The organism is Actinoplanes sp. HUAS TT8 (assembly GCF_051380535.1).
GTDB lineage: Bacteria > Actinomycetota > Actinomycetes > Mycobacteriales > Micromonosporaceae > Actinoplanes.
On record NZ_CP195646.1, the window covers coordinates 8916317 to 8933063 of the forward strand.

General features: G+C 70.3%; 14 protein-coding genes. 7 read left to right on the forward strand and 7 right to left on the reverse strand.

The genetic code is table 11. The features are described from left to right. The first annotated feature begins 83 nt into the window (after nt 1–83). A complete protein-coding gene (locus ACSHV8_RS39660; protein ID WP_436524572.1) occupies nt 84–1877 on the forward strand; it encodes a metallophosphoesterase in 1794 nt (597 codons plus the stop codon). A gap of 66 nt (nt 1878–1943) precedes the next feature. Then, a complete protein-coding gene (locus ACSHV8_RS39665) occupies nt 1944–2228 on the forward strand; it encodes a hypothetical protein (RefSeq protein ID WP_436524574.1) in 285 nt (94 codons plus the stop codon). Nucleotide 2229: 1 nt separating this feature from the next. On the opposite strand, the gene ACSHV8_RS39670 is transcribed toward ACSHV8_RS39665, so the two are convergent. Further along, nucleotides 2230–3075: a PSP1 domain-containing protein gene (locus ACSHV8_RS39670; protein ID WP_436524576.1), complete on the reverse strand. Its 846-nt coding sequence runs from the start codon at nt 3073–3075 to the stop codon at nt 2230–2232. Between the two features lie 206 nt (nt 3076–3281). On the opposite strand from ACSHV8_RS39670, the gene ACSHV8_RS39675 reads away from it, so the two are divergent. Continuing rightward, nucleotides 3282–5243, forward strand: a complete 1962-nt coding sequence (locus ACSHV8_RS39675; protein WP_436524578.1) for a hypothetical protein — start codon at nt 3282–3284, stop codon at nt 5241–5243. Between the two features lie 304 nt (nt 5244–5547). Here ACSHV8_RS39675 and ACSHV8_RS39680 read toward each other — a convergent pair whose 3' ends face one another. From ACSHV8_RS39680 to ACSHV8_RS39690, 3 genes are read right to left on the reverse strand one after another with little or no spacing between them, the layout of a single operon-like run. After that, entirely contained in the window at nt 5548–6156 is a 609-nt protein-coding gene (locus ACSHV8_RS39680; RefSeq protein ID WP_436524580.1) for a hypothetical protein, read from the reverse strand. After that, on the reverse strand, nt 6156–6452 hold the full coding sequence (locus ACSHV8_RS39685; RefSeq protein WP_436524582.1) for a type VII secretion target: 297 nt from the start codon (nt 6450–6452) through the stop codon (nt 6156–6158). Before ACSHV8_RS39685 ends, ACSHV8_RS39680 begins: the two co-directional genes overlap by 1 nt. Nucleotide 6453: 1 nt before the next feature. Continuing rightward, nucleotides 6454–6780 (reverse strand): YbaB/EbfC family DNA-binding protein, encoded by a 327-nt coding sequence (locus tag ACSHV8_RS39690; RefSeq protein WP_436524584.1) that lies wholly within the window; start codon nt 6778–6780, stop codon nt 6454–6456. A 359-nt stretch (nt 6781–7139) separates the two neighbouring features. On the opposite strand from ACSHV8_RS39690, the gene ACSHV8_RS39695 reads away from it, so the two are divergent. Further along, complete coding sequence (locus ACSHV8_RS39695) at nt 7140–8339, forward strand: DNA polymerase III subunit delta' (RefSeq protein ID WP_436524586.1); 1200 nt, start codon at nt 7140–7142, stop codon at nt 8337–8339. Between the two features lie 239 nt (nt 8340–8578). Here the strand turns inward: ACSHV8_RS39695 and ACSHV8_RS39700 are convergent, their stop codons facing one another. Beyond that, complete coding sequence (locus ACSHV8_RS39700) at nt 8579–9634, reverse strand: endo-1,4-beta-xylanase (RefSeq protein WP_436524588.1); 1056 nt, start codon at nt 9632–9634, stop codon at nt 8579–8581. A gap of 197 nt (nt 9635–9831) precedes the next feature. Between ACSHV8_RS39700 and ACSHV8_RS39705 the strand changes: the two genes are divergently transcribed. Beyond that, nucleotides 9832–11085 carry an SGNH/GDSL hydrolase family protein gene (locus tag ACSHV8_RS39705; RefSeq protein WP_436524590.1) on the forward strand — a complete coding sequence of 418 codons (1254 nt, stop codon included), beginning with the start codon at nt 9832–9834 and terminating at the stop codon, nt 11083–11085. On the opposite strand, the gene tmk is transcribed toward ACSHV8_RS39705, so the two are convergent. Further along, nucleotides 11075–13210 carry a dTMP kinase gene (gene tmk / locus ACSHV8_RS39710; protein ID WP_436524592.1) on the reverse strand — a complete coding sequence of 712 codons (2136 nt, stop codon included), beginning with the start codon at nt 13208–13210 and terminating at the stop codon, nt 11075–11077. The two genes, ACSHV8_RS39705 and tmk, sit on opposite strands and share 11 nt — an antisense overlap. A 234-nt stretch (nt 13211–13444) precedes the next feature. Between tmk and ACSHV8_RS39715 the strand changes: the two genes are divergently transcribed. Beyond that, a complete protein-coding gene (locus ACSHV8_RS39715) occupies nt 13445–14650 on the forward strand; it encodes an amino acid deaminase/aldolase (protein WP_436524594.1) in 1206 nt (401 codons plus the stop codon). 1 nt (nt 14651) lies between these two features. On the opposite strand, the gene ACSHV8_RS39720 is transcribed toward ACSHV8_RS39715, so the two are convergent. Beyond that, entirely contained in the window at nt 14652–15281 is a 630-nt protein-coding gene (locus ACSHV8_RS39720; protein ID WP_396342408.1) for a TetR family transcriptional regulator, read from the reverse strand. A 167-nt stretch (nt 15282–15448) separates the two neighbouring features. Here ACSHV8_RS39720 and ACSHV8_RS39725 point away from each other — a divergent pair, with 167 nt between their 5' ends. Further along, the gene (locus ACSHV8_RS39725) at nt 15449–16747 is read left to right on the forward strand and encodes a D-arabinono-1,4-lactone oxidase (RefSeq protein WP_436524596.1); all 1299 of its coding nucleotides are present in this window, start codon (nt 15449–15451) and stop codon (nt 16745–16747) included.

A 16747-nucleotide genomic window follows, 5' to 3' on the forward strand; every position in this document is an offset into this window, starting at 1 on the left:
GTCTAAGTGTACGACACTCTTCCGGCGCGGCTCGCCGGGGTTCGCATCAGGCGTTCCACAGGCCGCACCGCGCGGGGGTGCCGATGTCAGACCTCGGCACTACTGTGCCTTTTGTGACGGACGATCAGTCGAAGCCTGTCATTCCCCCACCACCGTTCTCCGGGGCGGAACACACCGTGCCGACCCGCCCGATCAGCCTCGATCCGCAGGAGCTCGGCTTCACCCGGCGCAAGCCGATCGGGTGGCTGGCGCCGCTCCTGCTGCTCAGTACCGGTCTGCGCGCGCTCCTCGCCATCCTCTTCGGGGCGTACATGGACAAGCGCGAGCTGCAGAACGCGCTGGACGACGACCACTTCGACCATTCGCGGACAGCCGACGGCGAGATCTGGCTGGACTACGTGGCCGACCTGGGCGACGGCTTCGACGCGACGTATTCGATCGCCTGGCTGCTGGCCCAGCCGTCGCTGACCGTGGACGGCACGACCCTGCCCCGCGGGCGGCTGCTGCTCATGGGCGGCGACCAGGTCTATCCGCTGGCCAGCGGCGACGGCTACGAGAGCCGGATGAAAGGGCCCTACCGGGCGGCGCTGCCCGAGGCACCGGCCGGCGAGCCGCGGCCCACACTCTTCGCGCTGCCCGGCAACCATGACTGGTATGACGGCCTGACCGCGTTCCTGCGCCTGTTCGCGCGCCGCAAGGACGGGCACATCGGTGGCTGGCGCACGGAACAGCAACGGTCGTACTTCGCGGTGAAACTGCCCAACAACTGGTGGCTGTTCGCGGTGGACGAGCAGTTCGGGGCGTACATCGACGACCCGCAGCTGCTCTACTTCGAGAAGGCCGCCCGCCAGATCGGGCCGGACGATCGCATCATCCTGATGACACCGTCGCCGACCTGGGTGAAGGCCAAAGACGACCCGGAGATCTACGACTCCGTCGACTACTTCATCCGTACGATCCTGGCCCCCACCCAGGCGCAGATCCGGGTGCTCGTCTCCGGCGACCTGCACCACTACGCGCGCTACACCAGCGAGGAACGCGAACTGATCACCTGCGGGGGCGGCGGGGCCTACCTGCTCGGCACGCAGAACCTGCCGGACACACTCACCGTCCCGCCGCGCGAAACGCTGACCCGCAGTCGCAGCCTCAGCCGCGAATACCAGCTGGCCGCCCGTTTCCCCGACGCTCCGACCTCACGCAAGCTGGGCTGGGGAGTCTTCCACCGGGTGCCGCGACGCAACACCGGGTTCGCCACCATGCTCGGCATCATCCACACCCTGACCATGCTCCCGATGGCCGGCGCGGCCCGGCAGGGCGGCAGCATCCAACGCCTGTTCAGCATTCCGCTGCTGCTCATGCTCACCCTGATCCTGCTCGGCACGATCCTGTTCGCCCGGCCACCGGGCGCCGCCTCGGCGAAACACGCCCGGCACTGGATCCTCGGCGTCAGCCACGGCCTGGCCCAGATCGCCCTCGCCGCCGGCGGCACCTGGGTGTGGCTACGCCTGCCGTTCCAGGAATGGGCGTGGCCCGGCCCGTTCGTCGTCGCGGCCATCCTCTACGGCCCGGTGATCGCCGTGCTGGCCACCCAGTTGGTCGCGTTGTACCTGCTGGTGGCCGGCTTCTTCGACGTCAACGTCAACGAACTGTTCGCCGGCCAGGGCATCGAACACGCGAAAAGCTTCCTCCGCCTCCACATCGCCGCCGACGGCACCCTGACCATCCACCCGATCGGCGTCGACCGCATCTGCCACCGCTGGTCGGCCGATCCGGACGGCGAACCGCACACCCCATGGCTGCGGCCGGAGGAGCCGCTGACCCCTCACCGGATCGAACCCCCGATCATCATCACCGACCTGCCGGTGCCCCGCTTCTGAGCGGTAGCGCTGCGGCCCGAGCCCGGCCGAGTCGATTGATCATCGGCGATGCGTAAAGTTACCTCCGTGCGAATGACCTTCGATGTCGGTGTTCAGGAGCGGCACACGGTCGAGTTCTTCTTCAGCAAGGTCTGGGGCGGGCTGTCGATCAAGGTGGACGGGGTGAACGCCGTCCGGACCGTCCGGCTCCAGTCGGTCAGCCTGGTCAAGCGGTACGACTTCGTCGTCGGCGCCGAGGAGCGGTATGCCGTGAGGATCGAGAAGCATCGGGCTCGGCTCTTCGCCGGGTTTCGGCCGCAGCCCGTCTACGCCTACGTCGATGGGCGGCTCGCGGCCGAAGGGGTCGCCTGAGCTAGGCCGGCGGGTTGTATTGGGCGTCGTGGGCCTGGCGCGGGGCGCAGACCGAGGCGCGGGAGCAGGAGCAGCGGGAGCCGTCGGCGTCGAGGCGGACCACGACCGAGTCCTTCGGGACGCTGTGGGCGACCACCCGCCCGTCGCCCTCGGGGGTGGTGACTCGGCTGCCGATGGCCGGGGCGGTGGCCTGGAACTGCTGGTAGAGCGGGTGCTCATACTTCAGGCAGCACATCAGGCGGCCGCAGGCGCCGGAGATCCGTAGCGGGTTCAGGGGGAGGTCCTGGTCCTTGGCCATGCGGATGGTGACCGGCTCGAAATCGGTCAGGAACGTGGCGCAGCACAGGTCGCGGCCGCAGGAGCCGATGCCGCCCTGGACTCGGGCCGAGTCACGGGCGGACAGCTGGCGCAGCTCGACCCGGCAGTGCAGGGTGGCGCCCAGGTCGCGAACCAGCGAGCGGAAGTCGACGCGGTGCGGGGCGGTGAAATAGATCGTCGTGCGGTCGCCGTTGCCGCCGGTCGTGTCCAGCACGTGGTCCACGGCGACGACCTTCATCGGCAGCTCATGGGCCTTGATCAGTTTCTTGGCGGCGACCTTGGCCTCGGCCTTGCGTTTGCGGAGCGTCTCGTCCCGGCGCAGGTCGTCGTCGACGGCGAGGCCGACGATCTTGGGGAAGCCGTCGGTGTCCTCACTGACCCATTGCGGCGCCCAGACGCACTCCGCCACCTCGGGGCCGTCGTCGGTCGGGACCAGCACGCGGTCGCCGACGGACGGGGTGAACTCACCCGGGTCGAGGTAGTAGAGACGGCCGTACCGGTTGAAGCTGACCGCGCACAGCATTCCCATGCGATCAACCCTACGACTCCACGGTCCGTCCTGACGACCGAGCGGGGCGGCGGTGTTGGGGAGGACTGTGATTCCTCCGTACCAAATGCCGGTTTTGAACTACCCGCGAGGGTTGTCGCATAGATGCCGCGCAACCGGCCCAATCGACCTTCGTTGGCCAGTCCCGTAGACGCCCTCCGCGGCGGCCCGCGTCGAAAGGAACCGCCATGACACCCGCTAGGTCGCTGGCCGCCGGCGTCGCCGCGCTCGGGTTTGCGAGCACGCTCAGCGTCTCGCTTCCGGCCCACGCCACAACGCCGATCGCGGCGCCGGCCCAGGGTGCGCCCGCGCCGTGCGAACGGGCTGAACGGTATGCGGCCCAGGCCGAGGCCGAGTTCCTGCGGATCGAGCGGTTGGATCTTCGGGGCGGGGAGAAGCGGGAGCACGGGGCCGGGGTCACCAAGCGGGACAGCGGTGAGCGTCCGTCGGTCGTGGCCACCGATCCGGCCGGAGGTGCGGCCGGGAACTCGACGCCGACCATGCCCTCGGCCGAGACCGACGAATCAGACATTGATGTGGGTGGGAGCGGGTCGGCTCCGGCTGTGGGTGGGATCGCAGCCGGGGCCGACTCGGAAAAAAATTCTGGCAAATCCGATGGGTACGGAGGGACGGGGTCGACCTCGGACGCCGATCCGGCCGGCGACGGGCGGGCGGCCGGTGGTCGAGCCAGCGGCCAGGAGATTCCCGGCTCTTCCTCCCACGGTTCAAAGCCACCCTCCGATGGTTCGACATCGTCCACCGGTGGTTCGAAGTCGCCTTCCGGTGGGGCGACAGCGCCGGAGTCGGGCTCGAAACCGAAGGGACTGCTCGGCGGGATCGGTGATCTTCTCGGCGGTATCGTTCCGGCCGCGTACCGGGTCGGCGGACCGGTGACCGTTCTGCGGGCGGGCGACGACGATCGGACCGAGCTCGGCCGGCCCGGCGCGACCGATAACGCCGCGGGCAGCGATGACAACGCCACGGGCGGGGGTGGCTCGGCCTCGAAGAAGGGCGGGACGACCTCGGGCGACGACGGGGCGCAGGGGATCAGCGGGGTCGGCGTCGGGGACGCGCGCAGCGTCATGATCGCCGACGCGCCGATCAAGTCGGCCGCCGCGGGAATGCTGCTGGACGGGCGGGTCGCCGGGGCGCCCGCGGCCGAGCAGGTACTGCAGCAGGCGCCGCCGTCGCACACCGAGCCGATCGAGCAGCACACCGGCTCCAAGCGGTTCGGGCCGATCCAGGTCGGCGCCGGGGCGATGTCCGCGCACGCACGCTGGAACCCGGCCATGGGCTGCGCGGCGGTCGACGGCGAGATCTCACGCTCCGCGACGCGGCTCGATCGGATGACGCTGCACGGTGACCTGATTCGCGTACCCGAGAAGCTGTCGAGCCTCAGCAGCACCGCGGTCAACGGGCACGGAAACGGTGCGCTCGCCGTGGCATCGGCGACCGTGAGCGCCGGGCGGATCGAGCTCGCCGGCGGAAAGGTGCAGGTCCGGGTGCTGCGGGCGCCGACCCTTCGGGTCAGCATGTCGGCCACCACCGGGGGCCAGGTCCGCTATCAACCCGCGCTGGTCGAGGTGTCCGGCCCGGGCATTTCCCGTACGAGGTTGAGCACCGGAAGTGACCACGTCGACGTCACGGTGGGTAGCGTTGGACGGGTGACCGAGGCGGCCACGGTTCAGGTCCTGCCGTCGTCGGGATCGCCCCTGCCGTCGATTCCCGGCCTGCCCGCACCGTCGGGTGGAAGCGGTGGTGGATCTCCGGTGCTGGAGAGCGTCCCGGCCGACGGGCAGGCGGTCGTACGGGTGTCGCTCGGCGAGGTCCGGCAGGCGTCCAAGGGGCACGCGCTGGCGGCCCGGGCCACCGCGATCAAGGTGTCGGTGGTCGCGCCGTCCGAGCAGGGCCGGGGCCAAGCCGGGTACGCGTCGTCGGCAATGGTCGCCGACCTCGGCATCGGCGTGCTGGAGGCCGCCGCGGTGGCTCCGGAGCAGGGCAAACACGCCGTAGAGTCCGGAGTCCAGAGCGGAACCCTGCCGGTCACCGGACCGCGGCTGGCCCCGATGTTCGTCACCGGCGCAAGCCTGCTGGTCGGGGGCGCGCTCGCCCTCCTGCTCAGCGCCCGCCGTCGCCGCCGAGCCGCCTGACCCCGGTCGCCCGTCACCCCCTGTCCGCGGACGGACCGAAGCGGGCCGGAGGTGGGGTGGGCCTGGGTATGAGGCTTCGGTGAGATCTCGGAGTTCGGGGCCTGCGCCCTCGGATTCCGGTCATGCGGTGGTCGCCTATCGGCCGGATCGGGCCGGTCCGGTAGGCGACCACCAGTGACTCGGCGACCAAGCTGCCGAACAGGTCAGGACTCCGGATGCGCCCCTCAAGGGGTCGCGGTCCAGCCGACAAGATGGCGCAGGCTCGGCCGGCCAGGGGTTGTTCAACGGCGTCGATGACCGAGGGTCAGGCGGGCTGGGGGGACTTCAAGCCGGTGGCGTCGTCGAGGAGATCTTCGGCTCGGTCGTAACTGTCGCCGACGGTTCGCAGAAGGGCGGCGGCGATGTCGGCGGCGGCTCGGGTTTCGTCCGGCTCGGGGAAGCCGCCACCCGTCATCAGCGTCAGCGCCTCGGCCGAGGTGAGGACGCCGGCCAGGGTGCCGGCCAGGTCGAAGCGGGTGCGGGTCATCCAGTCGGTCAGGGCCTCGGCCAGGTCGGCGGTGGCGGCCATGCGACGGGACAGACTGTCGGAACCGACGTTGAGCTGCTCGGTGGTGCGGCGGCGGGCCACCTCGTAGGCCTCGGCGGCATGGCCGGACCACCCGGTGGCCATCGGCAGCGCGTCGGCCGTGTCGGCGCACGCCTGGGCCTGGGCGCGCAGCTCGGGAGCGGCGTCGGCCACCGCCGCGGGGTGTAGTGCGGCGACCGCGCGGGCGGCGTCACCCGGGAGCAGACGGACCCGGCGCAGCTCGGGCCAGACCTCGTGACCGGCCGGGGCGCCGGCCGCGGAGAGGACCTGGTCGACCCGGGCCAGCAGGGGCTCGGCGGTGGTGAGCAGGTGGTCGAGCCGGTCCATCAGAGGCCCTTCAGGAAGCGGCGGCGGACCGTCTCGTCGGTTTCCGCGTAGTCCCGGGCATTCGTGCGCACGGAGTGGGCCAGATCGGACAGACCGGCGGAGATGCCGGCGGCTTCCTCGGCTCGGGCCCGGAGCACCGCCGTCCAGCTCTCGTGCAACTGGCGACCGAGCCGGCCCGGACGGCCGGTGTCGTCGGCGCCGAACGCGTCGGCGGCCGGCAGCAGCCGGGGCACGCGACGGTCCATCGTGGTCAGTGCCGCGGCCGCCTGGTCGATCTGGTCAGCGAGCCGGTCCATGTCAGTAGCCCTCCAGCGAACGGAACGAGCCGAAAACCTCGGCGTGCAGCTTTTCCCGCGCCCAGCGGGCCGCCTCGGTCGCGCTGGTGACGACGGCCTTCAGCTCGCGGGAGAACTCGGCGTTGTCACGGCGCGTGAGGCCGCCGCGCACCTGGACGTCGACGATGTCGCCGGCCGCGGTGACCACGACCTCGATCGACTGGTCGGGCGAGTGCACCGAGACCTGATGCGCCGCCACGGCCCGGTCGAACTCGGCGCGCAACGTCTCGACACGCTTGTAGCGATCGATCGCGTCATCGATCCACGCCTCGTCGATCTCCCGGGCCATGCACCAGGCTCCTCACCACGCGTCATGTCTCCGTCGCGTTCCGGAAGCCGAATCTACCGGCATCCCGAAGCCCTTGGTGTCCTCTGTGGATAACTTTCCGCGCCGGACGCAGCGTCACCCCGATCGGGGTTGATCATCACGGTGAGTCAGCGCAGGAAGGACCGGATGTGCGCCCGGGGAGCCGTCATCGACCAGGGGCGGTGGCCGCACACGAAGAGGTTGCCGAGCGGGCAGCGAACGTGCGCCGGGCGAACGCGCGGCGGGCAAAAGGGCGCCGGGCGAGCGGGCGGCGGGAAGATCGGCGGCGTCGGGGACGGGCGGTCCGGGAAGTTGTCGGGGGTGGGCAATACCATCGTCGAGTGAGTCAGGATGGGGTGTTCTCGGACCTGGTCGGCCAGGACGACGCGGTGGAGACGCTGCGGCGCGCTGCCCAGGCGGCCGCGCGGGTGGTCGCCGGGGAGCAGGTCGGCAGCGGGGCGATGACCCACGCCTGGATCTTCACCGGGCCGCCCGGGGCCGGGCGGACGCTGGCGGCGCGGGCGTTCGCCGCCGCGCTGGAGTGTGAGCGGGCGGGCGCCGGGTGCGGTGAGTGTCACGGTTGCCACACCGTTCTGGGCAAGACCCATGCTGACGTACGGTTCGTCGCCCCCGAGGGTCTCTCCATCAGCGTTCACGAGATGCGAGCGCTGGTGTTGCGCGCGGCGACCGCCCCGTCCGGCGGGCGCTGGCAGGTCGTGGTGATCGAGGATGCCGACCGGCTCACCGAGGCGGCGGGGAACGCACTGCTCAAGGCCATCGAGGAGCCCCCGCCAAGGACGGTTTTCCTGTTGTGCACGCCGTCGACCCACCCGGACGACATCTCGGTGACGATCCGGTCCCGGTGTCGCGTGGTGGCGCTGCGGCAGCCGCCGGCCGACGCGGTGGCGGCGGCGCTGATGGAGCGCAACGGGCTCACCCGGGAGACGGCCGTCTGGGCGGCCGCGGCCGCTCAGGGTGACATCGTCCGGGCCCGGTTGCTGGCCGCGGATCCGGAGGCCCGCACCCGGCGGGAGGCGGTGCTCACGGTGCCGAAGCGGCTGACCGGGGTCGGTGCCTGCTTCGACGTGGCCGCGGCCCTGGTGTCGGCGGCCAAGGCGGAGGCGGCGGCCAGTGTCGTGGAGTCCGACGCGGCCGAGCGTTCGGCACTGGAGCAGGCGCTCGGGGCGGGCGGCACCGGGCGCGGGGCGGCCGGGGCGATGCGCGGCGCGGCCGGTCAGATCAAGGATCTGGAGAAGCGGCAGAAGTCCCGGGCTACTCGCGCGCAGCGGGACGCGCTCGATCGTGCGCTGGTGGATCTGGCCGGGTTCTACCGGGATGTGCTGATCACCGCGTTGCGGGCGCCGGTGGCGGTCGTGCACGGGGATGTGGCGCCGCAGTCGGAGGCGGCGGCGCGGAAGTGGACTCCGGAGAGTGCGCTGCGCCGGCTGGAGGCGGTGCTGGCCTGCCGTGAGTCGATCAACCAGAACGTCAAGCCGGAAATCGCGGTCGAGGCCATGATGCTCAACCTCTGGAAAGGCTGACGGGAAGCAGTTCCAGCCGTGGTCGGGTTTGTTGCTCTGACCGTGCCCACCCTCGGACATCGCCCTTTCGGGCTTCGCGTTCTGGCCGCGCCAGCGGCCTGCGAAGGTCGGAAGGGTCCCCGCGGGAGCGACGGTCTGTACCCCGGCGGACATAGGCAATGAAGAATTTGATTTTTGGGGTGAAGAGGCTGCGCCGGCGGACGGTGCCGGCGCAGCCTGGTCTTCATCGGGTTCGGCGATCAGCGCCGGACCAGCAGGAATGTCTCCCGAAGGGTGTCGTAGGCGGGTTTCGGCTGCAGATTTTCGTCGAACGGGGTGGCCGATCCCTCACCGGCGAAGACCCCCGGCACCCACGAATATTTGTCGGTGAATCCCCACACCGTGTACGAGACACAATTCTTGGCGATCAGGCAAGCCCTCAGGAGCAATCCGAATCCTTCGGCCTGGGCCTGCACTTTGGCGGTGTCGGTCGGTAGCAGCATGCGGACATCGACTTCGGTGAACGCGGTCTTCACGCCGAGCTTGTCGAATCGGAGCACGTTCTCCCGGACGTCGCCGGGGAATCCGTATTGCACTCCGAGGTGGCCCTGCATTCCGTAGCCCTGCACCGGGATGCCGGCCGCGCGGAGCCGCTTCGTCAACGCATAGTAGGCGTCACTCTTCGCGTTCACGCCCTCGTTGTTGTAGTCGTTGAGGAACAGCAGCGCCTTGGGATCGGCCTGGTGAGCCCAGCGGAATGCGTCGGCGACGTAGTCCGGGCCGAGCGCCCGCAGCCAGATGGTGTCACGCAGCGTGCCGTCTTCGTTGAAGATCTCGTTGGCCACGTCCCACGCCCAGACGCGGCCCTTGAAGTGGCCGACCTCGTCGAAGATGTGCTTGCGCAGCAGCGTGCGCAGCTGGGCGGGGGTGTAGGCGGCCTCGGTCAGCCAGGCCGGGTTCTGGCTGTGCCAGACCAGGGTGTGGCCGCGGACGAGCTGCCCGTTCTTGCGCGCGAAGTCGACGAGCTGGTCGGCCGGCGCCCAGTTGTAGACGCCCGGCTGTGGCTCGACGGCCTCCCACTTCATCACGTTCTCGGGGGTGACCGTGTCGAATTCGTGGGCGACGGCCGTCTTGTAGGGCGCGTCGGCGGCGAGCGCGGCCATGTCGACAGCGGTGCCGATGCGTACGCCGGAGCCGTGCGCGGCGGCCCGCAGCGAACCGTCGTCCCGGACGGGGGACGGATGGGCGCTGGCCGGTGCGGAACCGGCCACGGCGAGGCTGACCGCGAGGAACGCGGCGATGCGGCTGAATCTCATCTGCAGTGCCTCCGAAAGTTACGAGGACAGGTCGAAACGTTATGCACAGTGACCGGCAATGGTCAACGGTGTCCATTGATGAACATCGGAGCGTTCGCATGGCGCGGCAGGGGATCTTCCGCCCTTGACGTCATAGATGGACGGCTCTACGTTACGGAGATCTGTCCCGGAGATTTCCGAAACTTTCGGAGCGTGCCATGTCCACCAGACGCCAGCTCCTCGCCCTCTCGGCCGGTGCCGCGGCCGCCGGTGTGCTGCCCGGAAGCCCCGCTCAGGCCCACCCGAAACGGTGGATCGCCAGCTGGGCGGCGGTCCCGACGACGATTCCGCCGACGCCCCCACTCGTGCTGGAGAACCAGACCGTGCGGCACGTCGTCCACCTGAGCTCGGGCGGCGACCAGGTGCGGATCCGGCTGACCAACGAGTTCGGGGACGCCCCGCTGCGGATCGGCGAGGTGCACGTGGCGCGGCGCTCGGGAAGTGGCGCCGGCACCGATGCGGTGACCGGAACCGATCATCGGGTGACGTTCGGCGGGCGTTCGTCGGTGACCGGCCCGGCCGGCGCCCCGATCGTCAGCGACCCGGTCGGCCTGCGCGTCGGCGGTGGCACCGACCTGGTGATCAGCGTCTACCTGCCGGCGCGCACACCGGTGACGACGCTGGCCGCGTTCGCGTTCCAGGACAACGTGATCGCCGCCGGGAACGTCACGGGCGCGCGCATGGTCACGGCGACCAGCACTATCCAGCAATACCTGTTCCTGTCCGGGGTCAGCGTGCACGCCTCCGGCGGGGCGATCGTGACGCTCGGTGACTCGATCACGAACGGCGCGAACACCGTGGCCAACGCGAATCATCGCTGGCCGGATCTGCTGTCGGCGCGATTGGATCATCGGCTCGGGGTGGCCAACGTCGGGGTCTCCGGTAACCGGCTGTTGCACGATCCGAATCCGCCGGCCGGGAGTCCGGCGGTGGGCTACGCCGCGTACTTCGGGCACAGCGCGCTGCGGCGGTTCGATCGGGACGTCGTCGCGCAACCCGGCGCGGAGTTCCTCGTGGTGCTGCTCGGGGTGAACGATCTCGGACACCCGGGGACGTCGGCGCCGCTCGACGAGGTCGTCTCGGCGGATGACCTGATCTGGGGGCATCGGCAGTTGATCGCTCGGGCGCACCTGGCCGGGCTACGGGCCTACGGTGCGACGGTTCTGCCGTTCAAGGACGACACGCTCGGGTTCTACAGCGTGGAGAACGAGCGGAAGCGGGCCGCGCTCAACCGGTGGATCCGGACGTCCGGGGAGTATGACGGGGTGATCGATTTCGACGCGGCCGTGCGGGATCCCGGGGATCCGTTGCGGCTTCGGGCCGCCTACGACAGCGGCGACCATCTGCACCCCAACGATGCTGGGATGGCTGCGATGGCCGCCGCGGTTCCGCTACGACTTTTCAGGATTTAGGCGATTCGTCCAGTCCGAGCGCCTCGGCCATCTCCTCCAGCGGCGTCTCCGGCTGCTCCCCCGGCTCCGCCTTCGGCGACAAACCAGCATTTCCGCGTACGTCGGCAGCAGGCTGAGCGTCGGGTGAGGCGGGCGCAGGCGCGTCAGTCGCGGACGGCTCGGGGATCGGGGGCAGCGCGTCCACCAGCCGCGTCGTCACCGCCCCGGCGATCTCCGCCGCCGGTCGAGCCGCGTCCAGCACCAGATACCGTTTCGGATCAGCCGCCGCCAGGTCGAGGAACGCGTACCGAACCCGCTCGTGGAACGCCCGTGACTCGCTCTCCAGCCGATCAGCGCCCGCGCCCCGGGCACCGACCCGGTCGAGCCCGACCGCGGGATCCACGTCCAGCAGCACCACAAGGTCCGGCTTCAACCCGCCGGTGGCCCACGACGACAGCCACGAGATCTCCTGCACCGGCAGCGTCCGCCCGGCCCCCTGGTAGGCCAGCGACGAGTCCACGTACCGATCGCTGATCACCACCGCGCCCCGGGCCAGGGCCGGCCGCACCACGGTGGCCACGTGATGGGCGCGGTCGGCCGCGTACAGCAGCGCTTCCGCCCGCGGTGACGGCCCGTCCTCCGAGTGGTCGAGCACCAGCCCGCGGATCCGCCCGCCGAGCGGGGTGGCGCCGGGTTCCCGGGTGACCACCACGTCCTGGCCTTCCGCGCGCAGCGTGTCGGCCAGCAGGCCCAGCTGGGTCGACTTGCCGGCGCCCTCGCCGCCCTCGAAGACCACGAACAGCCCGCTGCGGACGAACTCCTCGGGCGGGGCGAGCGGCCGGCCGCGGACCGACCCGATGAGGTCGGCCAGAACCGGCACGCCCTTCTTGTCGTCCATCTGCCGGAACGCGCCGATGCCGACCCAGATCCCGATCGCACCGGCCACCAGCAGCAGCACCCGGGTCGAGGAGACGTCGAAGTGCACCGCGCCCAGGTCGACCCGGCGGGAGCTGCCCAGGCCGACGAGCACGCCGGCCAGAGTGATGGCGGCCAGCAGGACCATCCGGACGCCGATCTGGACCACGGCGAAGACCCGGCCGCGGACCTCGTCGGCGACCTCGCCGTAGAGCAGGGTGGTGCCGGCCAGGAAGGCCATGCCCGCGCCGGCACCGACCAGCAGGGCGCCGAACAGGGCCATGGACAGGTGGAAGGCCAGGCCCAGGAACATCACCGAGCCGCTGGACAGCACGATGCTCATGCCGAACCAGCGGCGGCGGGACAGGTCCCGGACGATCATCGGGCCGAGCCCGATGCCGCAGGCCAGGCCCAGGAAGATCACGCCGAAGAGCAGGGAGAACGCGGCTTCGCCGGCGCCCAGCGAGACCGCGTACGTCTTCGCGGCGCCGATCACCACGCCGCCGGCTGCGAACGCGCCGAAGATGCCGAGCACCAGGCCGCGGACCAGCGGGGTCTTACCGATGTACTTCCAGCCGTCCAGGAACTGGCGGGTCATCGTCTGCTCGGTGGCCGCGTGCTCGCGCTCGGGGCTGCGACCGCCGATCTCGCGGATGCCGAAGAACACGACGAGCGCGGTGGCCAGGCGGGACAGCGCGTTCAGGTAGAGCGCGATCTGCACCGGCTGGGCCCAGTCGGGCAGCGAGGCGCCGGACTGCTGCACGCCGGCGGTGAGGGCGGAGAGGCTGAGGGCGGCCAGGATCGGGGTGATCCCGTACGTCGTCACCAGCGTCAGCTGGTTGGAGACCTCGATCCGGGACTTCGGGATGAGGTTGGGGACCGCCGCTTCCTTGGCCGGGATCCAGATCAGCGTGATCGTCTCGCCGATCAGCGTGGCGACCGTGGCCCAGATCGCGGTGAGCCCGGGTGATCCGCCGAACACCGGCACGAGCGGGATCGAGCCGTAGATCACGAATCGCAGCAGGTCAGTGATGATCATCGTCCAGCGGCGGTCGAACCGGTCGGCGAAGACGCCGGCGATCGGGCCGAGGAACAGCGCGGGCAGCAGGCGCACGGCGATCGTGGCGCCGAACGCCACACCCTGCGCGGCCGGCTGCTTGAACTGCGCGGCGGTGAAAATGCTGGTGGCCAGCAGACCGATCCAGTCACCGAACGAGGCGGCGCCGAGCACCAGCCACAGACGGCGGAACGGACGGATCCGGAGGACGGAGCGGAGCGCGGCCGCGCCCGATAGGTCGACCGGCGCGGTCTCCTGGCGGCTTTCCGTGTCGATGGCCCTTACCTCCCCGTGGTCACTGCTCGGAGCACTGTATCCGGCCCGCCCAGGTCATCGGGGGTTCGCACCATCGAGTGGAGTAGAGATGAATGTCTTTCGCGTTGCTTCGTATCGGGATAGCGTGCCGGTGTGTTCACCGACCGCAACGCCCTGCGCCAGCGACTGGAGAAGGCCACCGACCACCTGGAGACCCCGATCGCGGTGGTCGACCTGGCCGCGTTCGACGACAACGCGGACCGTCTGACCGCTCGCGCCGCGGGCAAACCGATCCGGGTGGCGTCGAAATCGGTGCGGTGTCGAGCCCTGCTGGAACGGGTCCTGGCCCGCCCCGGCTGGCACGGTGTGATGGCGTACACACTTCGCGAGGCGATCTGGCTGGTCCGCTCCGGTGTGACCGACGACGTACTGGTGGCGTATCCCACCGTCGACCGGGCGGCGCTGCGCGAGCTGGCCGCTGACGAGACGCTGGCCGCCGCCATCTCGATCATGGTGGACCACCCGTCCCAGCTCGACCTGGTCGACCAGGTGTCGGCTCCCGAGGGCCGCCCGGTGATCCGGCTCTGCCTGGAGCTGGACGCGTCCTGGAAGCCGGCCGCCGCGCTGCACGTCGGTGTCCGCCGCTCCCCCGTGCACTCGGCCGTGCAGGCCGGCACGCTGGCCCGCCGGATCGCCACCCGGGCCGGCTTCAAGCTGGTCGGGATGATGTCCTACGAGGCGCACATCGCCGGGGTCGGCGACGACCCGCCGGGCCGGGCGGTCTGGGCCCGGGCGATCCGGATCATGCAGAGCCGCGCCTTCCCGGAGCTGCTGAGCCGGCGGGCGGCCGCGGTCCGGGCCGTCCGCGAGCACGCCGACCTGGAGTTCGTGAACGGCGGCGGCACCGGCAGCGTGGCCGCGACCAGCGCGGACCCGTCGGTCACCGAGGTCACCGCCGGGTCCGGCCTGTACGGACCGACCCTGTTCGACTCCTACCGCAATTGGCGGCCCACCCCGGCCGCGTTCTTCGCGCTCTCCGTGGTCCGGCGCCCGGCGCCGAGGATCGCGACGGTGCTGGGCGGCGGCTGGATCGCCTCCGGCCCGGCCGAGTCGTCCCGGCTGCCGCAGCCCTACCTGCCCGAGGGCCTGTCGTTCAAGGCCGACGAGGGACCCGGTGAGGTGCAGACGCCGCTGCTGGGCGAGGCCGCCGAGCAGCTGCGCCCGGGCGACCGGGTGTGGTTCCGCCACGCCAAGGCCGGCGAGATGTGCGAGCACGTCAACGAGTTGCAGTTGATCGACGGCACCAACACCACGCCGGCCCCGACGTATCGGGGAGAGGGTCATGCGTTCCTGGGCTGAGTCAGGCCTGGACGTGCCGGTGCAGGTACTCCCTGATCAGGGCCTTGACCTCGGTCAGCACGGCCTCGTCACCGGCCGGGTCGCGCCGGAACGCCAGCTTGATCAGCGCGTCGGCGGCCTCGACCGAGATCTGCAGGGCGAACCGGACCCGGTTGCGGTCGACCAGGCGGAACTGGTCGGTCAGCAGCTCGGCCAGGCGCTCGGCGATGACCGCGTTGTTGTCCCGGTCGGAGTCGAGCAGGTGCAGGTCGACGACGTCGCCGAAGTGCAGCGTGCGGAAACCCGGAACGCTGCGGTGCATGTGGATGTAACCGTCTATGGCCGCATCCACCGCGTCCCACCAGTGCTGGAACGTCTCCGCCGCGAAACGGTCGGAGAGGCTCTGCAGGTAGGCGTCCATGTTGCGCAGAGCCAGGGCCTGGACGATGGCCCGTTTGTCCGGGAAGAACTGGTAGACCGAGCCGATGGCGACCTCGGCCCGCTCGGCAAGCAACGTCGTGGTCAGGCCCTCATAGCCGACCTCGTCCACCAGCTCGGCGCACGCATCGAGCATGCGCTGTACCCGGGCAACGCTTCTGCCCTGCACCGGAACCCGCCGCAGCGGTCCGGTGCTGACGGTTGGTGTCGACACGCGTCGCCACTCCCTCTCAGCAGTGAGACCTTTTCACGACGGCGGAAACCACGCATGGTCATGAATAGATCTCAGTGATAAATCGAACGTTACTCGGATCAACGAGCGAGGCGCATCGACGGGACGCCAGGTGCTGGTGTCCGCTCGGACGGAGGACAAAAGCCGGAATGACTACACCCGTTAATTCCCGTCGGTGGACCAACTGGGGACAGAACCAGCAGTCCGTCGCCGAGGTGCTCACCCCCGGAAGCATCGACGAGGTGGCGGCCATGGTCACCGCTTCGGCGGGGGCCGGACGGCGGATCAAGACAGTCGGGAGCGGGCACTCGTTCACGGCCATCGCGGTCGCCGACGACCAGCGGATGCTGCTGCACCGGCTCAACCAGTTGATCTCGTTGGACGGCGACCTGGTGACCGTCCAGGCCGGGATGCCGCTGTCCACTCTGAACGCCCTGCTGGCCGAGAACGGCCTGGCCATGCCCAATCTGGGCGACATCGACACGCAGACCGTGGCCGGCGCGATCTCGACGGCCACGCACGGGACCGGGATCGGGCACGGGACCCTCGCCTCGTGCGTCGAGGCGGTCACGCTGGTCACCGCCAACGGCAAAATTGAGAGGTACGGCCGTGAAGCGCCCGAGTTCCCGGCCGCGGTCGTCGGCCTGGGCGCGCTCGGCGTGCTGGTCGAGGTCACGCTGCGCTGCGTGCCGGCGTTTGTGCTGCTCGCCGACGAGAAGCCGATGTCGCTGGCCGATGTGCTGGCCGGGGTCGAGGAGTGGATCCCGGCCAACGATCACGTGGAGTTCTTCTGGTACCCGTACACCGATCGGGCCAGCGTGAAGATCAACAATCGGGTGCCGGAGCACGATCGGCCGCTGTCGCGATTCCGCGGCTGGCTGGATGACGACTTTCTGTCCAACACCGTTTTTGATGGTGTCTGCAAAATCGGACGAAAGTTCCCGGGCGCGGTTCCCACTCTCAGCTCGATGGCCGCCCGCGCGCTGAGCGCCCGCACCTACACCGGCCGTTCCGACCATGTCTTCTGCAGCTCCCGCCGGGTCCGCTTCACCGAGATGGAGTACGAGATCCCCCGCGCCGCCCTGCCCGACGTGATCGACGCGCTGCCCCGGCTGATCGAGTCCCTGCCGTTCAAGGTGCTCTTCCCGGTCGAGGTGCGGTTCACCGGGCCGGACGACCTGTGGCTGTCCCACGGGTACGGGCGGGAGTCCGCCTACATCGCCGTCCACCAGTACCAGGGCGTCCCGTACGAGCCCTACTTCACCGCGCTCGAAGCGCTCTGCGAGCCGCTGGGCGGGCGACCGCACTGGGGCAAGATGCACTACCGGACGGCCGAGGACCTGCGGCCCGCGTACCCGAAATTCGACGACTTCCTGGCCGTGCGCAACCGCCTCGACCCGGCCCGGGTCTTCACCAACGACTACCTGGACCGGGTTCTCGGAAGCTAG

Bases quoted from the DNA above. Each gene is read 5' to 3' on its own strand.
- ACSHV8_RS39660 (WP_436524572.1), top strand. From the start codon at position 84: ATGTCAGACCTCGGCACTACTGTGCCTTTTGTGACGGACGATCAGTCG.
- ACSHV8_RS39670 (WP_436524576.1), bottom strand. From the start codon at position 3,075: ATGGGAATGCTGTGCGCGGTCAGCTTCAACCGGTACGGCCGTCTCTAC.
- ACSHV8_RS39675 (WP_436524578.1), top strand. From the start codon at position 3,282: ATGACACCCGCTAGGTCGCTGGCCGCCGGCGTCGCCGCGCTCGGGTTT.
- ACSHV8_RS39680 (WP_436524580.1), bottom strand. From the start codon at position 6,156: ATGGACCGGCTCGACCACCTGCTCACCACCGCCGAGCCCCTGCTGGCC.
- ACSHV8_RS39685 (WP_436524582.1), bottom strand. From the start codon at position 6,452: ATGGACCGGCTCGCTGACCAGATCGACCAGGCGGCCGCGGCACTGACC.
- ACSHV8_RS39690 (WP_436524584.1), bottom strand. From the start codon at position 6,780: ATGGCCCGGGAGATCGACGAGGCGTGGATCGATGACGCGATCGATCGC.
- ACSHV8_RS39700 (WP_436524588.1), bottom strand. From the start codon at position 9,634: ATGAGATTCAGCCGCATCGCCGCGTTCCTCGCGGTCAGCCTCGCCGTG.
- ACSHV8_RS39705 (WP_436524590.1), top strand. From the start codon at position 9,832: ATGTCCACCAGACGCCAGCTCCTCGCCCTCTCGGCCGGTGCCGCGGCC.
- ACSHV8_RS39725 (WP_436524596.1), top strand. From the start codon at position 15,449: ATGACTACACCCGTTAATTCCCGTCGGTGGACCAACTGGGGACAGAAC.